The 19,469-nt window shown below is 71.4% G+C and carries 17 protein-coding genes and 1 pseudogene; 6 read left to right on the top strand and 12 right to left on the bottom strand.

The features are described from left to right. Window positions 1-322: 322 nt before the first annotated feature. Both ASD48_RS14795 and ASD48_RS14790 read right to left on the bottom strand, forming a co-directional pair. A complete protein-coding gene (locus ASD48_RS14795; RefSeq protein WP_057602154.1) occupies window positions 323-919 on the bottom strand; it encodes an ATP/GTP-binding protein in 597 nt (198 codons plus the stop codon). A gap of 198 nt (window positions 920-1,117) precedes the next feature. Further along, a complete protein-coding gene (locus ASD48_RS14790) occupies window positions 1,118-2,335 on the bottom strand; it encodes a DUF5685 family protein (protein WP_057602048.1) in 1,218 nt (405 codons plus the stop codon). A gap of 311 nt (window positions 2,336-2,646) precedes the next feature. Between ASD48_RS14790 and ASD48_RS14785 the strand changes: the two genes are divergently transcribed. Next, window positions 2,647-3,084, top strand: a complete 438-nt coding sequence (locus ASD48_RS14785; RefSeq protein ID WP_020128186.1) for a cell division protein SepF — start codon at window positions 2,647-2,649, stop codon at window positions 3,082-3,084. A gap of 41 nt (window positions 3,085-3,125) precedes the next feature. On the opposite strand, the gene ASD48_RS14780 is transcribed toward ASD48_RS14785, so the two are convergent. Beyond that, complete coding sequence (locus tag ASD48_RS14780; RefSeq protein WP_057602047.1) at window positions 3,126-4,316, bottom strand: acyl-CoA dehydrogenase family protein; 1,191 nt, start codon at window positions 4,314-4,316, stop codon at window positions 3,126-3,128. 185 nt (window positions 4,317-4,501) lie between these two features. After that, the gene (locus tag ASD48_RS14775; protein WP_057602046.1) at window positions 4,502-6,103 is read right to left on the bottom strand and encodes an MFS transporter; all 1,602 of its coding nucleotides are present in this window, start codon (window positions 6,101-6,103) and stop codon (window positions 4,502-4,504) included. A gap of 339 nt (window positions 6,104-6,442) precedes the next feature. Here ASD48_RS14775 and ASD48_RS14770 point away from each other — a divergent pair, with 339 nt between their 5' ends. Beyond that, the gene (locus ASD48_RS14770) at window positions 6,443-7,639 is read left to right on the top strand and encodes a glycosyltransferase family 39 protein (protein WP_057602045.1); all 1,197 of its coding nucleotides are present in this window, start codon (window positions 6,443-6,445) and stop codon (window positions 7,637-7,639) included. A gap of 205 nt (window positions 7,640-7,844) precedes the next feature. Continuing rightward, the gene (locus ASD48_RS14765) at window positions 7,845-8,897 is read left to right on the top strand and encodes a phosphatase PAP2 family protein (protein ID WP_057602044.1); all 1,053 of its coding nucleotides are present in this window, start codon (window positions 7,845-7,847) and stop codon (window positions 8,895-8,897) included. A 127-nt stretch (window positions 8,898-9,024) separates the two neighbouring features. On the opposite strand, the gene ASD48_RS14760 is transcribed toward ASD48_RS14765, so the two are convergent. Beyond that, window positions 9,025-9,240 carry an I78 family peptidase inhibitor gene (locus tag ASD48_RS14760; RefSeq protein ID WP_057602043.1) on the bottom strand — a complete coding sequence of 72 codons (216 nt, stop codon included), beginning with the start codon at window positions 9,238-9,240 and terminating at the stop codon, window positions 9,025-9,027. A gap of 359 nt (window positions 9,241-9,599) precedes the next feature. Between ASD48_RS14760 and ctaD the strand changes: the two are divergent. After that, window positions 9,600-11,129, top strand: a pseudogene (ctaD, locus tag ASD48_RS14755) (cytochrome c oxidase subunit I); the annotation flags it as partial. Window positions 11,130-11,172: 43 nt separating this feature from the next. On the opposite strand, the gene ASD48_RS41825 reads toward ctaD, so the two are convergent. Then, window positions 11,173-12,213 carry a YafY family protein gene (locus ASD48_RS41825; RefSeq protein ID WP_079073763.1) on the bottom strand — a complete coding sequence of 347 codons (1,041 nt, stop codon included), beginning with the start codon at window positions 12,211-12,213 and terminating at the stop codon, window positions 11,173-11,175. Between the two features lie 84 nt (window positions 12,214-12,297). Then, on the bottom strand, window positions 12,298-12,990 hold the full coding sequence (locus tag ASD48_RS14750; protein WP_057602041.1) for a transglycosylase family protein: 693 nt from the start codon (window positions 12,988-12,990) through the stop codon (window positions 12,298-12,300). Window positions 12,991-13,527: 537 nt separating this feature from the next. Between ASD48_RS14750 and ASD48_RS14745 the strand changes: the two genes are divergently transcribed. Continuing rightward, window positions 13,528-14,310 carry a hypothetical protein gene (locus tag ASD48_RS14745; RefSeq protein WP_057602040.1) on the top strand — a complete coding sequence of 261 codons (783 nt, stop codon included), beginning with the start codon at window positions 13,528-13,530 and terminating at the stop codon, window positions 14,308-14,310. Between the two features lie 127 nt (window positions 14,311-14,437). After that, on the top strand, window positions 14,438-14,839 hold the full coding sequence (locus ASD48_RS14740) for a hypothetical protein (protein WP_057602039.1): 402 nt from the start codon (window positions 14,438-14,440) through the stop codon (window positions 14,837-14,839). 61 nt (window positions 14,840-14,900) lie between these two features. On the opposite strand, the gene der is transcribed toward ASD48_RS14740, so the two are convergent. From der to aroH, 5 genes are all read right to left on the bottom strand, one after another. After that, window positions 14,901-16,382 (bottom strand): ribosome biogenesis GTPase Der, encoded by a 1,482-nt coding sequence (gene der, locus ASD48_RS14735; RefSeq protein ID WP_057602038.1) that lies wholly within the window; start codon window positions 16,380-16,382, stop codon window positions 14,901-14,903. An 87-nt stretch (window positions 16,383-16,469) separates the two neighbouring features. Further along, window positions 16,470-17,123 (bottom strand): lysophospholipid acyltransferase family protein, encoded by a 654-nt coding sequence (locus tag ASD48_RS14730; protein WP_057602037.1) that lies wholly within the window; start codon window positions 17,121-17,123, stop codon window positions 16,470-16,472. Beyond that, window positions 17,120-17,806 carry a (d)CMP kinase gene (cmk, locus tag ASD48_RS14725; RefSeq protein WP_057602036.1) on the bottom strand — a complete coding sequence of 229 codons (687 nt, stop codon included), beginning with the start codon at window positions 17,804-17,806 and terminating at the stop codon, window positions 17,120-17,122. Before cmk ends, ASD48_RS14730 begins: the two co-directional genes overlap by 4 nt. 131 nt (window positions 17,807-17,937) lie before the next feature. After that, complete coding sequence (locus ASD48_RS14720) at window positions 17,938-19,023, bottom strand: prephenate dehydrogenase (RefSeq protein WP_020128172.1); 1,086 nt, start codon at window positions 19,021-19,023, stop codon at window positions 17,938-17,940. Further along, window positions 19,020-19,382 (bottom strand): chorismate mutase, encoded by a 363-nt coding sequence (gene aroH, locus ASD48_RS14715; RefSeq protein WP_057602035.1) that lies wholly within the window; start codon window positions 19,380-19,382, stop codon window positions 19,020-19,022. Before aroH ends, ASD48_RS14720 begins: the two co-directional genes overlap by 4 nt. Window positions 19,383-19,469 lie beyond the last annotated feature (87 nt).

Below are 19,469 nucleotides of genomic sequence, written 5' to 3'. Positions count from 1 at the left end.
TGCGTTTCCCCTCACTGTCAAGGCCGTCCACACTGTGAGCCGTACGTCTCAAGTCGGTTGACGCGTAACCGGAGACCTGTTCCACTTGGCCCATGCATCCGCAGCAGTGTCTGGTCACCCGCTCCCACATCGACTTCGGTCGCGTGTGGTCCTGTTCCTGTTGAGCTGACCCACTGCGGCCCCCGCTCCCGGGGCGCCCTCTTCGCGTTCTCCCCTCACCCAGCTCCGCCTTCACCTCCGCGCCCTCCCCTCGATATGCGCCTTTTCCCTCGCTTTCGCCCCGCCTCACGCCTGTTCTGAGGCGATCCGCCGCCTTCGGCGATCAGCGCGCCACGACCGCCGTCCGCCCCGGAGCGGCGCGAAACCCGACCACCCGATCCATCAACGCCCCCAGCACGTCCCGTACGGAGCCGCGCTCGCGCGCGTCGCACTCCAGCACGGGCACCTCGGCGCTGAGCCCCAACGCCGCCCGCACCTCCTCCAGTTCGAAGTGCTCGGCCCCGTCGAAGCGATTCACCGCGAGGACGAACGGCGCGTCCTGGGCCTCGAAGTAGTCGACGGCCGGGAAGCACTCCTCGATCCGCCGGGTGTCCGCGAGCACCACCGTTCCGAGCGCTCCCTCCACCAGGTCGTCCCACAGGAAGGAGAAGCGGTCCTGTCCGGGCGTGCCGAACAGGTACAGCGCGATGGCCGGGTCGAGCGTGATGCGTCCGAAGTCGAGCGCGACGGTGGTGGTGGTCTTGGACTCCACGCCCTCGAGCGAGTCGACCCCGACCGAGACCTGGGTGATCGGCGCCTCGGTGTCGAGCGGGTCGATCTCGGAGACGGCCCCGATGAAGGTCGTCTTACCGACCCCGAGCCCGCCGCTCACCACGATCTTCACGGCGAGCGGAACGGTTTTGTCAGAACGCCCGGGCATGATCATCGATCCTTTCGAGCATCCGGAGCGGCGGCTCCGCGGGTTGCCGGCACGCGAACGGCCGGCCGCCGGTCCCGACGGACGGCCCTGCGAAGTCCGCGCCCTCGACCGGAGATACGTCCCGGGGATGCCAGCCGCTCACCGTGCCGCCCCCACGGGGCGCCACGGAGCGTCACGGGGCGAAAGGGTGACGCCGCGTCAGCAGTCGCAGGAGCAGCACTCACAGCATTCGCAGCACTGGCACCCGTCGCAGCAGCAGTCGCAGCCGTCACAGCCGTCGCGGCACCAGCCCTCGTGCTTCTTCCGCGACCAGGGTCCCTCGAACTCGTCGGCGCAGCAGACCTTGCAGGTGCAGCACAGCCCGAGCGCGACCGCGCACCCGGCCCAGAAGCCCCGCTTCCCGGGCCGCGGCGGCTCGCCGAAGGGGTTGCCGCCGTGAGGGTTGCCCGGCGCGTACGGATCGCCGGGCGTGCGGGGGTCCACCGGACCCCGGGGTGCGTACGGGCCGGTCGGCGGCCCGAAGGCGCCCTCCGGGGCGTGCGCGTGGCCGCACGACTGTGTCCCGAACGCCCGGTCGACCGACCGCTCCAGCTCGTGCGCCAGCAGCAGGTGCGCGAGCCTGCCGTCCACGAACTCCATGTCGCGCAGTGCGAGCCGGATGCCGTGCAGGGCGTCGTCGGCGAGCCGGCGGGCCTCGGTGAGCGGGGTCCCGGTGGCCGTCAGCGGGTTCCAGGCACCGGCCGCGGCGTCGGCCTCCCGGTCCTCGACCGCGTCCAGCAGATGCGCCAGCCGCCCGAAGAGACGGCCGGCCTCGGCGAGCGGAGCGGCGTTGCCCGGCCGGCCCGCCAGGACCGCGGTGTGCGCGAAGGCGGCGGCGGTGGCGGTCTCGGTCGGCTCGGTGACGACGCACAGCGGGGTGCCGGGCCCGGCGAGCGCCTCGATGCCCACCTGCCGTTCCACCGCGTCGACGAGGACGGCGGTGTCGAACCCGACGGCGGCCCCGCCGCGTTCGCCGGCCCGGCCCCAGCTCGCGGCGACCCTGCGCGCGGCGACGGCGACGGGCCGCCGTGCCAGCAGGCCGTCCCCGTCGGCGACGTGGTCACGCACCTTGGCCGAGGCGAGCACCAGCGAGACGGCGGCCGCGAGCCGGGCGCCCTCGCCCTGCGCGACGGACGCGGTGCGCATCCCGCGCAACGGGCACGGTCCCGCCGTCCGCCGCCATCCGTCGGCCGGCGCCCGGTCGGCCTGAGCCTCCGTCAGAACCGATATGAGCAGGCCGTCGTAGTTGGTGACGACCCGCGAAAACTGCCCGTGGTCGCCACGCAGCGCGAGACACAGCCCGCACAGATGAGCCATCCACTGGGTCTTGAGGCCCTCTCCGAGCCGGTGACTGCATGGCCTGACGATTCCGAACACGACAACCCCCGTCGTCCTTGGGACATTGAGCTGCGGATGCTATCGGCCGATTGTCACGCCGGATCGGGGGCACCCGGTTCACCCGGACGCACCGTGCGTCACTCGTTCGCCACGAAGAATCATATTTCACTCACAGTCAGCAGCCGTATGCGGTACGACCCTTGGGAGACGCGGGCTCTCGACGTATTCGCTGTGCACCAGTACCGTCACAAACCCCCCGCGCGGCGTCTATCCACTTGGCGCGACATCCGCACCATGGACGAACATGGGGAATGCGGAAAGCAGAAAGACCGCTGTGAGAGGAGGCGTCCATGGGATCGGTGCGCAAGGCGAGTGCCTGGCTTGGCCTCGTCGACGACAACGATGACGAGCGTTACTACGACGACGACTATTCCGAGGGGACCGACTCCGGGGACGCCTGGGTCACCGACCCCCGCGTGAAGGTGGCGACGGACACGGCCGAGGAGAAGGGCCGCCGGATCGGCACCGTCACCCCGGACAGCTTCCGGGACGCGCGGGCGATCGGTGAACTGTTCCGCGAGGGCGTGCCGGTCATCATGAACCTCACGGCCATGGAGGCCGGGGACGCCAAGCGCGTCGTCGACTTCGCGGCCGGGCTGATCTTCGGCCTGCGGGGTTCGATCGAGCGGGTGTCCACCCGGGTGTTCCTGCTGACCCCCGCCAACACGGAGATCGTGAACGGAGACCCGTCCGCGCACCGGACGGACGGTTTCTTCAACCAGAGCTGAGGCAGGGCCGCTCACCGGCCCTGCCTCGGCCCCGGGCCGGGTCAGCGGAAGGCGTCGAGTCCGGTGAGCGCCTTGCCCAGCACGAGCTGGTGCATCTCGACGGTGCCCTCGTAGGTGAGCACCGACTCGAGATTGGTCGCGTGCCGCATGACGGGGTATTCGAGCGAGATCCCGTTGGCACCGAGGACGGTACGGGCGGTCCGGCAGATCTCGATCGCCTCCCGTACGTTGTTGAGCTTGCCGAAGCTGACCTGCTCGGGACGCAGGCGGCCGGCGTCCATGCGCCGCCCCAGATGATGGGCGAGCAGAATCCCCTTGTGCAGCTCGACCGCCATGTCGGCGAGCTTGGCCTGGGTGAGCTGGAAGCCCCCGATGGGCCGCCCGAACTGCTCGCGGGTCTTCGCGTACGCGACGGCGGTCTCGAAGCAGGAGCGCGCCGCTCCCATCGCGCCCCACACGATGCCGTAGCGCGCGTGGGACAGACAGCTGAGCGGTCCGCGCAGCCCGGTGACCTCCGGCAGGACGGCGTCCGCGGGCAACCGCACGTCGTCGAGCACGAGCTCACTGGTCACGCTGGCCCGCAGGGACCACTTGTGCTTGATCTCGGGCGCGGAGAACCCCGGAGTGCCGGCGGGCACCACGAAGCCGCGGATCCCGTCGTCGCTCTGCGCCCAGACGACGGCCACCCCGGCGACGGACCCGTTGGTGATCCACATCTTGCGGCCGTTGAGCACCCAGTCGGAGCCGTCCCGCTTGGCGTACGTCCGCATGCCGGCCGGGTCGGAGCCGTGATCGGGTTCGGTGAGCCCGAAGCACCCGATGATCTCGCCCGCGGCCATGCCCGGCAGCCAGCTCCGCTTCTGCTCCTCGCTGCCGAAACGGTGCAGGGCGTACATGGCGAGCGAACCCTGCACGGAGACGAGGGACCGGATGCCGGAGTCGGCGGCCTCGAGTTCGAGACAGGCGAGGCCGTACTGCACGGCGCTGGCACCGGCGCACCCGTATCCGCTGAGCGACATCCCGAGCGCTCCGATGGCGCCGAGCTCGCGCGCCAGCTCCCGGATCTCCGGCAGCTCCCCGCGTTCGTACCACTCGGCGACCCGCGGCAGCACCCGGTCAGCGGCCCAGTTCCGCACGGTGTCACGGATCGCGAGATCCTCCGGCTCCAGCAGATCGTCGATCCCCAGGGGGTCTGCGGGGTCGAACGGGGGCAACTTCGAGGACGCGGACATGAGAGAGCCTCCGAAAAACTAGCACCGCTAGTCACACTATCGCCCGAGACGTTACGACGCGCCGTCCCGCACGTCCAGTACGCGCCGCGCGCGCCGCAGGCCGCAGGCCGCCGACGGCGAGGCGCCCCCGCAGGAAACGCCCACCCTTCGATCGACGGTGAACGGACGGCGCGTGGGTGGGAGGGTCATGCGGAGACGCGGGACTCCACGACCTCCCGGGGCGAGGGAAGCTCCACCCCCGCCACGGGCGCCTCGCACTGCATGACCCGCGGCAACCGCAACGCCATCAGCGCCCCCAGCAGCAACAGCCCCGCACTCACCGACAGCGTGACATGCAACCCGTGCACGAAGCTGTCCCGCGCGACCCGCCGCAGCGTGACCCCGACCGGCCCGCCCAACTGCCCGGCGACCTCGTAGGCCTCGCCCAGCGAATGCCCCGCCGCGTCCGACGCCGACGCCGGCACCCCCGGCACGGACTTCAGTCCGGGCGCGTACGCCGCGTTCATCACGCTTCCCAGCAGCGCGATCCCGATCCCTGCCCCCAGCTGGTACGACGTCTCCCCGATCGCCGCCGCCCCGCCCGCCTGCTCGGGCGGTGCCTCGCTCAGCATCGACTCGTACGCCGCGAACAAGGTCGTCTCCAGGCCGAAACCCAGCAGCAGGAACGCGAACAGCAGCAGCCCGGTGTTGTCCGAACCGCCCATCGCGGTCAGCGTCAGCACGGCCAGCGCCGTGAGGACGAACCCCCCGCACACCATCCGGCGCGGCCCGAACTGCCGGAGCAGCCGCGCCCCGGCCAGCCCGGCCGCCATCGCGGCGAACGTCAGGGGCAGCAGTCGCAGGCCCGTCTCCAGCGGAGACAGCCCCAGCACCAGTTGCAGATACTGTGCCGCGATCAGTTCGAGACCCACCAGCGCCAGCATCGCCAGCACGATGCACCCGACCGACGTACTGAACGCCGGCCGCCCGAACATCCCCAGGTCCACCAGCGGATGCAGGCGACGCCGCTGACGGCGGACGAACAGCACGATCAGCGCCGCGCCCACCAGCAGCGGCGCCACGGTGAACAGTCCGAGCTCCCCGCCGCCCAGCCGCTTCACGCCCAGCACGACACCGAAGAGACCGGCCGCCGCCGTCAGCGCGCCGACCACGTCCCAGGGGCCGTCCGCCGCGCCCCGCGACTCGGGCAGCAGCAGCCGCCCCACCGGCAGGCTGACCAGCATCAGCGGGATGTTGACGAGGAAGACGGAGCCCCACCAGAAGTGCTCCAGCAGAAAGCCGCCCAGGAGCGGGCCGACCGCGGCACCGACCGCGGCCACCGCGCTCCAGATACCGATCGCGAGCGCCCGCTCACGCCGGTCCGGGAACACCTGGCGCAGGATCGACAGCGTCGCGGGCATGATCATGGCGCCGCCGACACCCAGCAGCGCCCGCGCCAGGATCAGGGTCTGCGCGGTCCCGGCGAACGCCGCCAGCGCGGAGGCGACGCCGAACAGGGCGTAGCCGAGCAGCAGGACGCGTCTGCGGCCCACCTTGTCGCCGAGCGTGCCGAACAGGATCAGCAGCGAGGCACAGACCAGTGGATAGGTGTCGACGATCCAGAGCAGCTCGATGCCGCCGGGCCGCAGGTCCTCGGTGACCGCCGGCACCGCCACATGCAGCACGGTCGCATCGACGGCGACCAGCAGCAGGCTGACGCACAGCACCACCAGGACGACCCAGCGGTTGGCACCGGCCCCGGCCGCCCGACGGCGCAGCCCAGCGGCGGCCGTGGTCGTCCCGGACATGTACGTACCTCCCAGGTGATCCCCCGGTTCGGCGGGCTCACGGGGTGGGGACTCCCCGCGGCTCGGCCGGAGAGGAGCGGTGTCTCCGGCCCGCGCAAACGAACACGAGTGAAACGCAGCGTACGCGAGTTCGCGCCAGGGCCACGTGGCGGACCTCTCACCACTCACGGGCAACCCGTGTGGCGTACGCCACTCCCGCGCCATGTCCGGGCCACCCCCCGTACCCCTCCCCGGACCACCCCCGCACCCCTCCCCGGCCCGCCTCCGCGCGCCTCCGCCCGGGGGTCGCCGCCGCCCCGGCGGACCGGGTCGCCGGGCCGGCCGTCGATAATCGAGCCCGTGACCGATCTTGAGACGCGCGTGACGCCCCCCGGCTCCGCGGCCCTGCGCCGGGCGGCCCCCGCCCTCCTGGGGTACGCGGCCGTGCGTGCCCTCGGTCTGCTCGCCCTGGCCGGGTGGAGCGCCGCCCGCGACAAGAGCGCGTACACGCTGCTGACCGCCCGCTGGGACGCCCTCTGGTACACCAGGGTCGCCGAGCTGGGGTACGGCTACGAGGTCCGTCTGCCGAACGGCGACGTCCACTCCAACCTCGCCTTCTTCCCGCTGCTGCCCTGGCTGGAAAGGCTCCTGCACGCGGTGACCCCGCTGTCGTACGCCGACGCCGGTTTCGTCGTGTCCCTGCTCGCCTCGCTCGCCGCGGCCTGGGGCGTGTTCGCGGTCGCCGACCAGGTGTACGGGCGCCGGGCCGGGGTGTGCGCGGTGCTGGTGTGGGCCGTCCTGCCCGTCGGGATCGTGCAGTCGATGGCGTACAGCGAGTCACTGTTCACCGCGCTGGCCGCCTGGTCGCTGTACGCGGTGCTCACCGGCCGGTGGGTGACCGCGGGGGCGCTGGCGTCGCTGGCCGGTCTGACCCGCCCGGTGGGGCTCGCGGTGGTCGCGGCGGTTTGGGCGGCGGCCCTGGCGTCCCTCGTCCAGGACCGGAAGGCGCCCGCCGGCGACGCCCGTGCCCGGCGCGGGGCCGGGGCGGCCGCCGCCCGCGTCGCGCCACGCGTCCTCGGCATGCTCCTCGCCCCTGTCGGCGCCGCCGGATACGTCCTGTGGGTCGGCCACCACACCGCCAAGGGCCCGCTCGGCTACTTCGACGTCCAGGCGGGCTGGCGCAACGGCTTCGACGGCGGCTACGCCTTCGCCCGCTTCGTCGCCGACAAGTTCACGTCGTTCCCGTCGGCCCTCGCCGGCCTCGGGCTGATCGTCGGCGTCGCCCTGCTGCTGTGGCTGTACGTCGTCTGCGTAAGGCAGCGCCAGCCCCTCCCGCTGCTGGTGTACGCGGGTGCGGTGCTCGCGCTCGCCCTGTGCGCGTCGAGCTACTTCGGCTCCAAGCCGCGCCTGCTGCTGCCCGCCTTCCCGCTGCTGCTGCCGCTCGCCCTGGCCCTGGCCCGGCTGCGGACGTCCCGGTCGGCGCTGGTGGTGGGGTGCCTCGCGGCGGCCTCGGCCGTGTACGGCGCGTGGTGGCTGAACGGCAGCGGTCCGCCATAAGGGAATCCGGCTTTTCGGTGAACCCTTTCATACGTTCCCTAAAACTATCTCCTGGAATGATCAAAGGAATTGAAGGGAACACTGTTCGACTATTAGCGATTCCACAGGAATAGTCGCCCTTCTGAGAGCAATCCCACATCACATCGTCATCACAAACCAGCGGAATCGGCCGGGTCTCGAGCTCACTCGCTGTAACGTCGTTTAGGTGCGTACCGAACAAAACCTCACCCGTCTGGACCGGGTGTTCGCCAGGCTCGACCGTGAGCCGGAACGACCGGCCCACATCGATGTGCCGAAGATGAGCAGGCACCGGGTCGCGCTGTTCCTGGCGACCCTGGCCTTCTATCTGGCGATCGTGTGGCTCGTGGTGATCACCTCGTGGCTGGTCCGCCTCGACTGGCTGGTCATGTTCTTCCGGCCGTACCAGCAGTGGTCCGGCATCCACTGGTTCGTCGACTACTACGTGGTGCTCGGCCAGCGCGGCCCGACCGCCGTGATGGTCGCCGCCTGGCTCGGCTGGAGATCGTGGCGGCAGCACACCCTGCGCCCGCTGCTCACGCTCGGCGCCTCGCTGCTGCTGCTGAACCTCACCGTCGGGGCCGCCAAGCTCGGCATGGGGCGGCTCGGACCGCACTACGCGACCACCATCGGCTCGAACGAGATGGGTCTGGGCGGCGATATATTTCCCAGCGGACACACTGCCAACGCGGTCGTGACCTGGGGAATCCTGGCGTATCTGGCCTCCACTCCGAGGGCCCGCCGCTGGCTGTCCGCGCTCTCCGCGGTGACCTCGCTGGGCGTCGGCCTCGCCACGGTCTACCTCGGCACGCACTGGCTCAGTGACGTGGTGCTCGGCTGGGCCGCGGGGCTGCTGATCCTGCTGGCGCTGCCCTGGTGCGAGCCGCTGATCGCGCGCGCCGAGGTCGCGATCTTCGACCTGCGCGACCGCTGGCGCGACCGCCGCGCCGGTGCGTCCCCGGCCCCCGCTCCGTCCCCGGCTCCGGCTCCGGCCGCACCCGTCGCCGTACCCGTGCCGTTCACCTCGGGCGCGCCGGCCCAGGAGGAGGCCTCAGCGGCCCGCGAGCCGGCGCAACCGGCCCGTCCGCCGCGCACGCCGGTCCATCTGGCGCCGGGCCCGCACACGACCCGCTCGGAGCGCACTCCGGTCACCCCGGTCGGCAGCCGCCGGCCACCGCACGCCGACCGCCTCCCGCGCGGTGCCGCGACCTCCGCGGCCCGACCGCTGACGGGCGGCTGACAGGCGGCCGACCTCCCCGAACAGCGGGACCCCGGTACGCACAACCCGGTTCCGCGCCCGAAGGCCCCGGTTCCCCCAGGACGGGAACCGGGGCCTTCGCCGTGCTCGTCCGGCCGCTTCGGGCGTCTCAGCCCTTCCAGGCGCGGGCCACCAGCCCGTCGCGCACCTCGAAGTTCAGCCGCCCGAAGCGGTACTCCATCGTGACGATCGTCCCGGGGGCCAGCTCACGCACCGTCGACCACCCCCGTTCGCGCGCGAGCCGCTCGGCCCGTGCCGCCTCGAGGCCGACGTATCCGTCCGGATTGTCCTGGGGCTCCGCTGGCGGAGTGGGATTCGGTGCCATACCGCCACGCTAGGCCGCGAGGCCCGCCCCGGGAACCCCGGACCGACGATACGGATCACTCCGGTCACACTTCTGTCACAGGATCACGACATGCGTTTCGGTCGAACTCACTCACACGGACGAGCGGTTTCGTGCGCCTTCCGCGCGAATTCGAACGCAATTCCCGCGTGTCGCCCGGCCGTCCCGAATAAGCCGTCGGAAAGTTCGCTGGGTACCGTCCCAGGACTCCGCCGCATTACGATTCCGTGCGGGATCGCGGGAGCTGACTGCGCATAGGAAATACACGGCTCCCCCACACATCCTCCGTACGCACCCGGGACGTCGGCGGCCCGGGGACAGGGCGAACGAAGGGGCGAGCGATGGGGACGCAGACCGTGGCGACGGCACGAACCAGGGACATCGGTCACCGAGGCCGTGGCCGGGTGGTCGTCGACTGGCTGACCACCACCGACCACAAGAAGATCGGCCACCTCTACCTGATCACGTCCTTCGCCTTCTTCCTGGTCGGCGGGATCATGGCGCTCCTGATGCGGGCCGAACTGGCCCGGCCCGGGCTGCAGATCATGGACGGCAACCAGTACAACCAGCTGTTCACGATGCACGGCACGATCATGCTGCTGCTGTTCGCGACCCCGTCCTTCGCGGGCTTCGCCAACGAGCTGATGCCCCTCCAGATCGGTGCCCCGGACGTGGCCTTCCCCCGACTGAACATGCTCTCGTACTGGCTGTTCCTGTTCGGCGGGCTGACCGTACTGGGCTCGCTGCTGACACCGGACGGCCCGGCGGCGTTCGGCTGGTTCGCCTACGCGCCGCTGAACAGCCGGCATTACTCGCCGGGCATCGGCCCCGACCTGTGGATCATGGGCCTGGCGCTGGCCGGCTTCGGGACGATCCTCGGCGCGGTCAACTTCGTCACCACGATCATCGGGATGCGCGCGCCCGGCATGACGATGTTCCGGATGTCGATCTTCACCTGGAACACGCTCTTCACGTCGATCCTGATCCTGATGGCGTTCCCCGTGCTGGCGGCCGCGCTGCTGGTGCTGGAGGCGGACCGGCGGTTCGGCTCGCAGGTGTTCGAGGCGGCCAACGGCGGGGCGCTGCTGTGGCAGCACCTGTTCTGGTTCTTCGGGCACCCCGAGGTCTACATCATCGCGCTGCCGTTCTTCGGGATCATCACGGAGATCATCCCGGTCTTCAGCCGCAAGCCGATCTTCGGCTACCTCACCCTGGTCGGCGCGACGATGGCGATCACCGGGCTGTCGATCGTGGTGTGGGCGCACCACATGTTCGTCACGGGCGCGGTGCTGCTGCCGTTCTTCTCCCTCATGAGCTTCCTGATCGCCGTTCCCACGGGTGTGAAGTTCTTCAACTGGACCGGGACCATGATCAAGGGCTCGATCTCCTTCGAGACCCCGATGCTGTGGGCGACGGGCTTCCTGGTGACCTTCCTGTTCGGAGGCCTCACCGGGGTGATCCTGGCGTCGCCGCCGATGGACTTCCACGTCTCCGACTCGTACTTCGTGGTCGCCCACTTCCACTACGTCGTCTTCGGCACGGTGGTCTTCGCGATCTTCGCCGGCTTCTTCTTCTGGTGGCCGAAGTTCACCGGCAAGCTGCTCGACGAGCGGCTCGGGAAGATCCAGTTCTGGACGCTGTTCGTCGGCTTCCACACCACGTTCCTGGTGCAGCACTGGCTGGGCGCCGAGGGCATGCCGCGCCGGTACGCCGACTATCTCGCCGCCGACGGGTTCACCGCGCTCAACACCGTCTCGACGATCGGCTCGTTCCTGCTCGGCCTCTCCACCCTGCCGTTCCTCTACAACGTCTGGAAGACCGCCAAGTACGGCACGAAGGTCGAGGTCGACGACCCCTGGGGCTTCGGCCGCTCCCTGGAATGGGCGACGTCCTGCCCGCCGCCCCGGCACAACTTCACGGCGCTGCCGAGGATCCGCTCGGAGTCCCCGGCGTTCGACCTGAACCATCCGCAGTACGCGGCCGAGACGCCGCAGCCCGAGCCAAAGCGCCATCAAGCCGGTCACGGGCCGTCCTGATCGCCTCGATCAGCTCCACGGGCTCCAGCACCTCGAACTCGAAGCCCGCCATCATCACGTGGATCACCATCACGTCGAGGCCGGCGGCCCCCGTGCGCAGCAGACAGGCCCGGTCACCGTCGGGCTCCAGCGTGCCGGCCGAGGGCGAGATGCGTTCGGCGGCCTCGGCCTGCGGCACGAACAGCCGGACGGTGGCCCGGGTGGCGTACGCGCGCGTGGAGACGCCTTGCGAGACGTACGCGGCGAGGTCCTCAGCGGGCGGCTCGCGCGGTACGAAGCGCGGCCCGTGCGGCGGCCTCGGCGTCAGGCGGTCCACCCGGAACGTACGCCAGTCGGCACGGTCGACGTCCCAGGCGACCAGGTACCAGCGGCGCTCGGTGCACACCAGGCGGTGCGGTTCGACGGTGCGGCGGGTCGCCGTACCGTCGTGCCCCCGGTAGTCGAAGCGCAGGCGCCCGGCGTCCCGGCAGAGATGGGCGAGCTCGGTGAGGACGGCCGGGTCGACGGCGGAGGACCGCGGGCGGCGCAGCATCGGCACGGTGAAGGCGTTCAGGGCGCCCACCCGGCGCCGCAGCCGGTGCGGCAGCACCTGCTCCAGCTTGGCCAGGGCCCGTACGGAGCTCTCGCCGATGCCCTCGATGCCCTGCCCGGCGGCCGTCCGCAGCCCCACCGCGACGGCGACGGCCTCGTCGTCGTCCAGCAGCAGCGGCGGCAGCTCGGCGCCGGCGCCCAACTGGTAGCCGCCTCCCGTACCGGGGCTGGCGTTGACCGGGTAGCCCAGCTCGCGCAGCCGGTCCACGTCCCGGCGGACCGTGCGCGAGGTGACTCCCAGCCGGTCGGCGAGCTGGGCGCCCGACCACTCGCGGTGGGCCTGGAGGAGGGAGAGCAGGCGCAGCAGTCGGGCGGAGGTCTCCAGCATGCGCCCAGTGTGTCTCACGAGGTGGGTGGGCCCCACCCGGCCGTCCCGCCGGATGGGGTCACCGTGTCCCGGAGGCGGAACGGCTCAGAGCGTGAGGCGCTGTCCGGGCACGATCAGGTCGGGGTCGCCGCCGACGATCGTCTTGTTGGCGGCGTAGACCCGCTGCCAGGTCAGCCCGTGGCTAGCCGCGATGGTGCTGAGGGTGTCGCCCTGCCGGACGGTGTAGTCACCGCGGCCCGTGCCGCGCGAGGTCTGGGCCGTCGAGCGCTCCGGCGCCTGCGAGGAACCCGACTGCGAGGAGTTCGAGGTACCGGACTTCGACGAACCGGACTTCGAGGAGCCCGACTTCGACGAGCCCGACTTGGCGGAGCTCGACTCGGCCGAGGACGATCCGGCCCCCGGTGCGCTGCCCGACGCTCCGGCGCGCGCCGAGCAGGTCGGCCACGCGCCCCACCCCTGTGCGTTCTGCACCTTGGTGGCGACGGAGATCTGCTGTGCCTTGCTGGCCTTGTCGGCGGTCGACGCATAGGCGGTGCCGCCGTACGCGCGCCAGGTACCGGCGGAGAACTGGAGCCCGCCGTAGTAGCCGTTGCCGGTGTTGATCGACCAGTTGCCGCCGCTCTCGCACTGGGCGATGCGGTCCCACACCCCGCTGTCGGCCGCCGTGGCGTTGCCGGTCGCGGAGAGCAGTCCGAGGGGGGCGAGCAGGATCGCCCCGGCGAGGACCGCCGTCTTGCGCGACGAGGTGCGGGTGTGGATATCGGCACATTCGGACATGTAGATCCCTCTCTACGAACCCGGGCTCCCCCTGCCGGGGCGTGTCGGCCGCGCAGGGACGCGGTCGTCACGCCCGGCCCGTCCGCCGGCGGTGGTGCTGCGCGTTGTCTGGCTCTGCGCGGCCGGCGGACGTACCCGAGCGGTGCTCGTTGCACACGGCGGAGCAATCTAGGCAGCTGACGGTTCGTTATCAACCAACTCGCCGTTGCCCCAGGCCAGTTGACGGTTACCGTAGGTAGGGGCGAATTTCGGCCACCTACTTCGCTCCCCCATTTCCGGATTTGTCGACCAGCACTCCGCGCAGACTGTGAGTCAGCTCACCGGATCAACTTCCGTGACCTCTCCGTTACTTGACATGGAGTGGCGGATTCCGCACGTATCGTGACCGCGCGCGCAGGTTGGTTCGATTCCGTTCGCCGTCCAGCGTGACCCTGGCCACAGATCGCCCGTTGTCTTCTTCATGAGCCGGGGACCCACCCGGACCACGAGCCGGGGGCCACCCGCCTCGCCCACGCACCGCATCCGAGGGAGTCACCCGTGCCGCGCATGCTCGACGTCAGCGACGAGGTACGCGCCGAGATCGGCAACGAAGAAGCCGACCGGCTGCTCGCCGGAGACAACGCCCCGGGCAGTTACGACTGCACGTCCTGCCGCACCCCGGGCGACTCCGAGAACGAGCGCACCAGCACCGTGCTGTTCATCGGGGACGAGACCGCCGTTCTCGCCTTCGCCCACTCCACCTGCCTGCCCTCGCAGGTCGTCCAGGTCACCGAGGAGCAGCTCCAGGGCGCGGTCCGCTCCATCAGCGGCGACACCGTCGACCTGGACCCCGACAAGGTCGCACCCGAGCAGGCGGTGCTCGGCGTCACCAGCGGACTCGTCCTGATCGCCGGGGAGTTGCACCCGGCCCTGGTCGTCGAGCCGACCGCGCCCATCGTGCGGCCCGGCACCACCGGCGCGGGCGACGACTTCCTGCCGCTCCTCATCGAGCAGGGCTTCATGCCGCTGTCCGAGCTGACCGAGGTGCCGCCGGTACAGCACGGCTGGTCCGTGCTGCTCGCTATGGGCCAGCTGCACGCGGTGCTCCAGCCCTCGGTGAACGGCGGGCAGCCGGTCGCCTGGTGGCAGGCGCACCAGCCGCTGCAGGTGACGGAGGGCTGGCGGGCCGCCGCCAACAAGCACCAGCAGGTGCTGATGTTCGCGGCTCCGGTGGGCTCCATCGGGCGTCAGCCCCGGGAGGACCTGCTGCGGGACGCGCTGGACAAGGCGGCGGCCAATGGGCAGTTGGTCGGCGCGGCACTTCCGCTCGCCGGCACCTGAGTTCGCCCACCGGGCGGGGACCGCGGCCCTACGGCGACCGAAAGGGCGTCCACGGACGCGGTCCCGCGCCGCCCCGAGGCCGCGTGCCGAGCCGCATCCCTTCCCGTGCCGCGTCGTTTGGACATACGTGCACACCTACGACGTTCCCCGCCGCCCGTCCTTCCAGTCGATCCCGTCCGCGCGACCGGCCCAGGACGCGTCCGGCGGCCCATCGGCCACGCCGATCTACGACGCGCTCTACGCCGAGTACGTCAAGACGTTCCGTTCGCTGCCCGGCGACCGCAGCGGCGAGGACGAGCTGGGGTTCACCGCCTTCGGGAACATCCCGCACCACACGGGTTCCTACCCGGCGCCCCGCCCGGGGTCGTTCAGCAGCTCCTACAGCGCCTACAGCGCGGGGGCGCAGAGCGCGCGGGTCGGGCAGCAGTCCCAGTGGCAGCGGGTCGGGCAGCTCGGCCAGCAGGCCGCGCCGACCACGATGCACCACGTCCCCGCGGCGCTCCCACCGGCCCCCCGCAGGACCTTCTGAGCACGGATCATGACCGGAGGGCGGCACCCGTCACGGGTGCCGCCCTCCGGTCATGGTGCCGTCACTTCTTCTTGGCGCCGCGCTTCTCGCGCACCCGCACCGAGATGTGGATCGGGGTGCCCTCGAAACCGAACTCCTCGCGCAGGCGGCGCTCGATGAAGCGCCGGTAGCCCGCCTCGATGAAGCCGGAGGCGAAGAGGACGAAGCGCGGGGGCTTGGTCCCGGCCTGGGTGCCGAAGAGGATGCGCGGCTGCTTGCCGCCGCGGACCGGGTGCGGGTGGGCCGCGACCAGCTCGCCCAGGAAGGCGTTGAGACGGCCCGTCGGGACGCGGGTCTCCCAGCCGGCCAGGGCGGCCTCGATCGCCGGGACCAGCTTCTCCATGTGCCGGCCGGTGCGCGCCGAGACGTTCACCCGCGGCGCCCAGGCGACCTGACCGAGCTCGGTCTCGATCTCCCGCTCCAGGTAGTAGCGGCGCTCCTCGTCGAGGGTGTCCCACTTGTTGTAGGCGAGGACGAGGGCGCGGCCCGCGTCGACCGCCATGGTGACGATGCGCTGGTCCTGGACCGAGATGGACTCGGAGGCGTCGATCAGGATGACCGCCACCTCGGCCTTCTCGACGGCGGCCGCGGTGCGCAGCGAGGCGTAGTAGTCGGCGCCCTGCTGGAGGTGGACGCGCTTGCGGATGCCCGCCGTGTCGACGAACTTCCAGGTCACACCGCCGAGTTCGATCAGCTCGTCGACCGGGTCGCGGGTGGTGCCCGCGATCTCGTTGACGACGACACGGTCCTCGTTGGCCACCTTGTTCAGCAGCGAGGACTTGCCGACGTTCGGGCGGCCGATGAGCGCGATGCGGCGCGGGCCGCCGACCGCGGTGCCGAAGGTCTGCGCGGGGGCCTCCGGCAGCGCCTCCAGGACGGCGTCCAGCATGTCGCCGGTGCCGCGGCCGTGCAGAGCGGAGATCGGGTGCGGCTCGCCGAGGCCCAGGGACCACAGGGCGGCCGCGTCGGCCTCGCCGCTCAGGCCGTCGACCTTGTTGGCGGCCAGCACGACGGGCTTGCCCGCCTTGCGCAGCAGCCGTACGACCGCCTCGTCGGTGTCGGTGGCGCCGACCTTGGCGTCGACGACGAAGACGACGGCGTCGGCGGCCTCGATCGCGTACTCGGCCTGCGCGGCCACGGAGGCGTCGATGCCGAGGACGTCCTGCTCCCAGCCGCCGGTGTCGACGAGCTTGAAGCGGCGGCCCGACCACTCGGCCTCGTAGGTGACGCGGTCGCGGGTGACGCCCGGCTTGTCCTCGACGACGGCCTCGCGACGGCCGATGATCCGGTTCACCAGGGTCGACTTGCCGACGTTCGGGCGGCCGATGACGGCGAGCACGGGCAGCGGCCCATGGCCCGCGGCCTCGATCGCCCCCTCGACGTCCTCGATGTCGAAGCCCTCGACGGCGGCGAGCTCCATGAACTCCGCGTACTCGGCGTCGCCGAGCGCCCCGTGATCGTGCTCGAAGGCTTCCGAGCCGTCGGGCTGGATGTGGTCGTTCATGAAGTCCGTACCTCGTCGTTCATTCGTGGTGATCGGTGGAACAGCCGTTTTGTTCGGGTTGATCCACTACTCGGTATTCAGTGTCGCTCAGCGCCCGGTCAGGCGCCTGGCGTTTTCCAGGTGTGCGGCCAACTGCTTCTGGATGCGTTCGGTGGCGGCGTCCAGTGCCTTGCGGGTGCGCAGCCCGCTGCCGTCGCCCGCGTCGAACGGTTCGCCGAAGACGACGTCGACGCGGGAGCGCAGCGGGGGCAGTGCCTTTATCAACCGTCCGCGCCGTTCGGAACTTCCCAGCACGGCGACGGGCACGATCGGCGCCCCGCCGCGCACCGCGAAGTACGCGAGCCCGGCGCGCAGGGCGGCGAAGTCTCCCTCGCCACGGGTCCCCTCCGGAAAGATCCCGAGGACCCCGCCGTTCTCCAGCACGCCCAGCGCACGGGTGATCGCCGTCCGGTCGGTGGTGTCGCGGTCGACCTTGAGCTGGCCGATGGCGGTCAGGAACGGGTCCAGGGGGCCGATGAACGCTTCCTTCTTGATCAGGAAGTGCGTCGGCCGCGGTGCCACGCCCATCACCATCGGACCGTCGACGTTGTGCGAGTGGTTGATCGCGAAGATCAGCGGGCCGCTCGCCGGCACCTTCCAGGCGCCCAGCACCCGCGGCTTGAACAGCCCGTACATCAGGCCGACGCCGATGCGCCGCCCGACCTCGGCGCCCTTCTCCGAGGGCACGGACCCGGCGGTCACTTCGCGGCCCGCTTCTCCTCGACGAGGGTGACGACGCACTCGATGACCTGGGCCAGCGTCAGCTCGGTGGTGTCCACCTCGACGGCGTCGTCCGCCTTGGCGAGCGGGGAGGTCTTGCGGGAGGAGTCGGCGGCGTCCCGCTTGATCAGCGCCTCCCGGGTGCTGTGGACGTCCGCGCCCTTCAGCTCGCCGCTGCGCCGGGCGGCCCGGGCCTCCGGAGAGGCGGTGAGGAAGATCTTCAGGTCGGCGTCGGGCAGCACGGTCGTGCCGATGTCCCGGCCCTCGACGACGATCCCCTTCTCGGTGGAGGCCGCCAGCGAGCGCTGGAGCTCGGTGATCCGGGCCCGCACCTCGGGTACCGCGCTCACCGCGCTGACCTTGGCCGTGACCTCCTGGGTGCGGATCGGGCCGGCCACGTCGACGCCGTCGACCGTGATCGTCGGGGCGGCCGGGTCGGTGCCGGAGAGGATCTCCGGCTTGCCCGCGACGGCGGCGATCGCCGTGGGGTCCTCGATGTCGATCCCGTTGGTCACCATCCACCACGTGATCGCCCGGTACTGGGCGCCGGTGTCCAGGTAGCTCAGCCCCAGCTGGGCGGCCACGGCCTTGGACGTGCTCGACTTGCCCGTGCCGGAGGGGCCGTCGATGGCGACAATCACGGGCTGGGCGGCGCCGTTTTCCACGGGGGGACACCTTCCTGGTGCGAGGCGGTGGGTGTGCGGGACGCGACCGCGCCCCGCACAAGGTTACCGGCCGCGCGTCACTCGTCCGGCCGGTACCTGGTCCGCGCCGGGCGCCCGGGACGCGGGACGCGCTACTGCCGGATCGCCCAGCCCCTCTCGCGCAACGCCGAGGACAGCACCACCGCGGACTTCGGCTCGACCATCAGCTGCACCAGACCCGCCTGCTGCCCGGTCGCGTGCTCGATGCGTACGTCCTCGATGTTGACGCCCGCTTGTCCGGCGTCGGCGAAGATGCGGGCCAGCTGGCCGGGCTGGTCGTCGATGAGGACCGCCACCACCTCGTACGCCCGCGGAGCGGCCCCGTGCTTGCCGGGGACACGGACCTGGCCCGCGTTGCCGCGACGCAGCACGTCCTGGACGCCGTCGGCGCCCTCGCGGCGCTTGGAGTCGTCGGAGGACTGGAGGGCGCGCAGGGACCGGACCGTCTCCTCCAGGTCGGCGGCGACGTCGGTGAGCAGGTCGGCGACCGGTCCCGGGTTCGCGGACAGGATGTCGATCCACATGCCGGGGTCGGAGGCGGCGATCCGGGTGACGTCCCGGATGCCCTGCCCGCACAGCCGTACGGCGGCCTCCTCGGCGTGCTCCAGACGCGCCGCGACCATGCTGGAGACCAGGTGCGGCATGTGCGAGACGAGCGCCACCGCGCGGTCGTGGGCGTCCGCGTCCATGACCACCGGGACGGCACGGCAGTGCGAGACGAGCTCCAGGGCGAGGTTCAGCACCTCGGTGTCGGTGTCCCGGGTCGGCGTCAGCACCCATGGGCGGCCCTCGAAGAGGTCACCGGTCGCGGCCAGCGGGCCCGACTTCTCCCGGCCGGACATGGGGTGGCTGCCGATGTACGCCGACAGGTCGAGGCCGAGCGCCTGCAGCTCACGGCGCGGCCCGCCCTTCACGCTGGCCACGTCGAGATAGCCGCGGGCCACCCCGCGGCGCATCGCGTCGGCGAGCACACCGGCCACGTGCGCGGGCGGCGCGGCGACGATCGCGAGGTCGACCGGGCCCTCGGGCTCCGCGTCGGTTCCGGCGCCGAGCGCCGCCGCCGTACGGGCCTGCCCGGGGTCGTGGTCGGCGAGGTGGACGACGACGCCCCGCTGGGCCAGGGCCAGCGCGGCGGACGTGCCGATCAGCCCGGTTCCGATGACGAGCGCGGTCCTCACTGTGCGATGTCCTTGCGCAGGGCGGCCGCGGCCCCGAGGTAGACGTGGTTGATGTCGGCGCGCGCCTTGTCGGACTCGACGTGCGCCAGGATGCGCACGACCCGCGGCATGGCGCCCGCGATGTCGAGTTCCTGGGCGCAGATCAGCGGCACGTCGACGATGCCGAGCTTGCGGGCCGCGGCCGCCGGAAAGTCGCTGTGCAGGTCGGGGGTGGCCGTGAACCAGATGCTGATCAGGTCGTCGGCGCCGAGCGAGTTCCGTTCCAGGACGGCGGTGAGCAGGGCTCCGACCTGCTCGTCCATGTGGCCGGCCTCGTCCCGCTCGAGTTGGACGGCTCCCCGGACCGCTCGTACCGCCACGGCGCTGCTCCTTGCTGACGTACCCACTGCCGACTACGGCTCCTGACGCAGCCAGCCTAGTCAGCCCGCGCCGGTCCGGTGCGCGCC

Source organism: Streptomyces sp. Root1310 (genome assembly GCF_001426425.1).
In the GTDB taxonomy this organism is placed as follows: domain Bacteria; phylum Actinomycetota; class Actinomycetes; order Streptomycetales; family Streptomycetaceae; genus Streptomyces.
This window is presented reverse-complemented; position numbering and strand designations above follow the sequence as displayed.

Excerpts from the sequence above, each read along its gene's own strand:
- ASD48_RS14795 (WP_057602154.1), bottom strand. The coding sequence starts at position 919 with ATGCCCGGGCGTTCTGACAAAACCGTTCCGCTCGCCGTGAAGATCGTG.
- ASD48_RS14760 (WP_057602043.1), bottom strand. The coding sequence starts at position 9,240 with ATGGCACCGAATCCCACTCCGCCAGCGGAGCCCCAGGACAATCCGGAC.
- ASD48_RS14780 (WP_057602047.1), bottom strand. The coding sequence starts at position 4,316 with ATGTCCGCGTCCTCGAAGTTGCCCCCGTTCGACCCCGCAGACCCCCTG.
- ASD48_RS14775 (WP_057602046.1), bottom strand. The coding sequence starts at position 6,103 with ATGTCCGGGACGACCACGGCCGCCGCTGGGCTGCGCCGTCGGGCGGCC.
- ASD48_RS41825 (WP_079073763.1), bottom strand. The coding sequence starts at position 12,213 with ATGCTGGAGACCTCCGCCCGACTGCTGCGCCTGCTCTCCCTCCTCCAG.
- der (WP_057602038.1), bottom strand. The coding sequence starts at position 16,382 with ATGAACGACCACATCCAGCCCGACGGCTCGGAAGCCTTCGAGCACGAT.
- ASD48_RS14750 (WP_057602041.1), bottom strand. The coding sequence starts at position 12,990 with ATGTCCGAATGTGCCGATATCCACACCCGCACCTCGTCGCGCAAGACG.
- ASD48_RS14785 (WP_020128186.1), top strand. The coding sequence starts at position 2,647 with ATGGGATCGGTGCGCAAGGCGAGTGCCTGGCTTGGCCTCGTCGACGAC.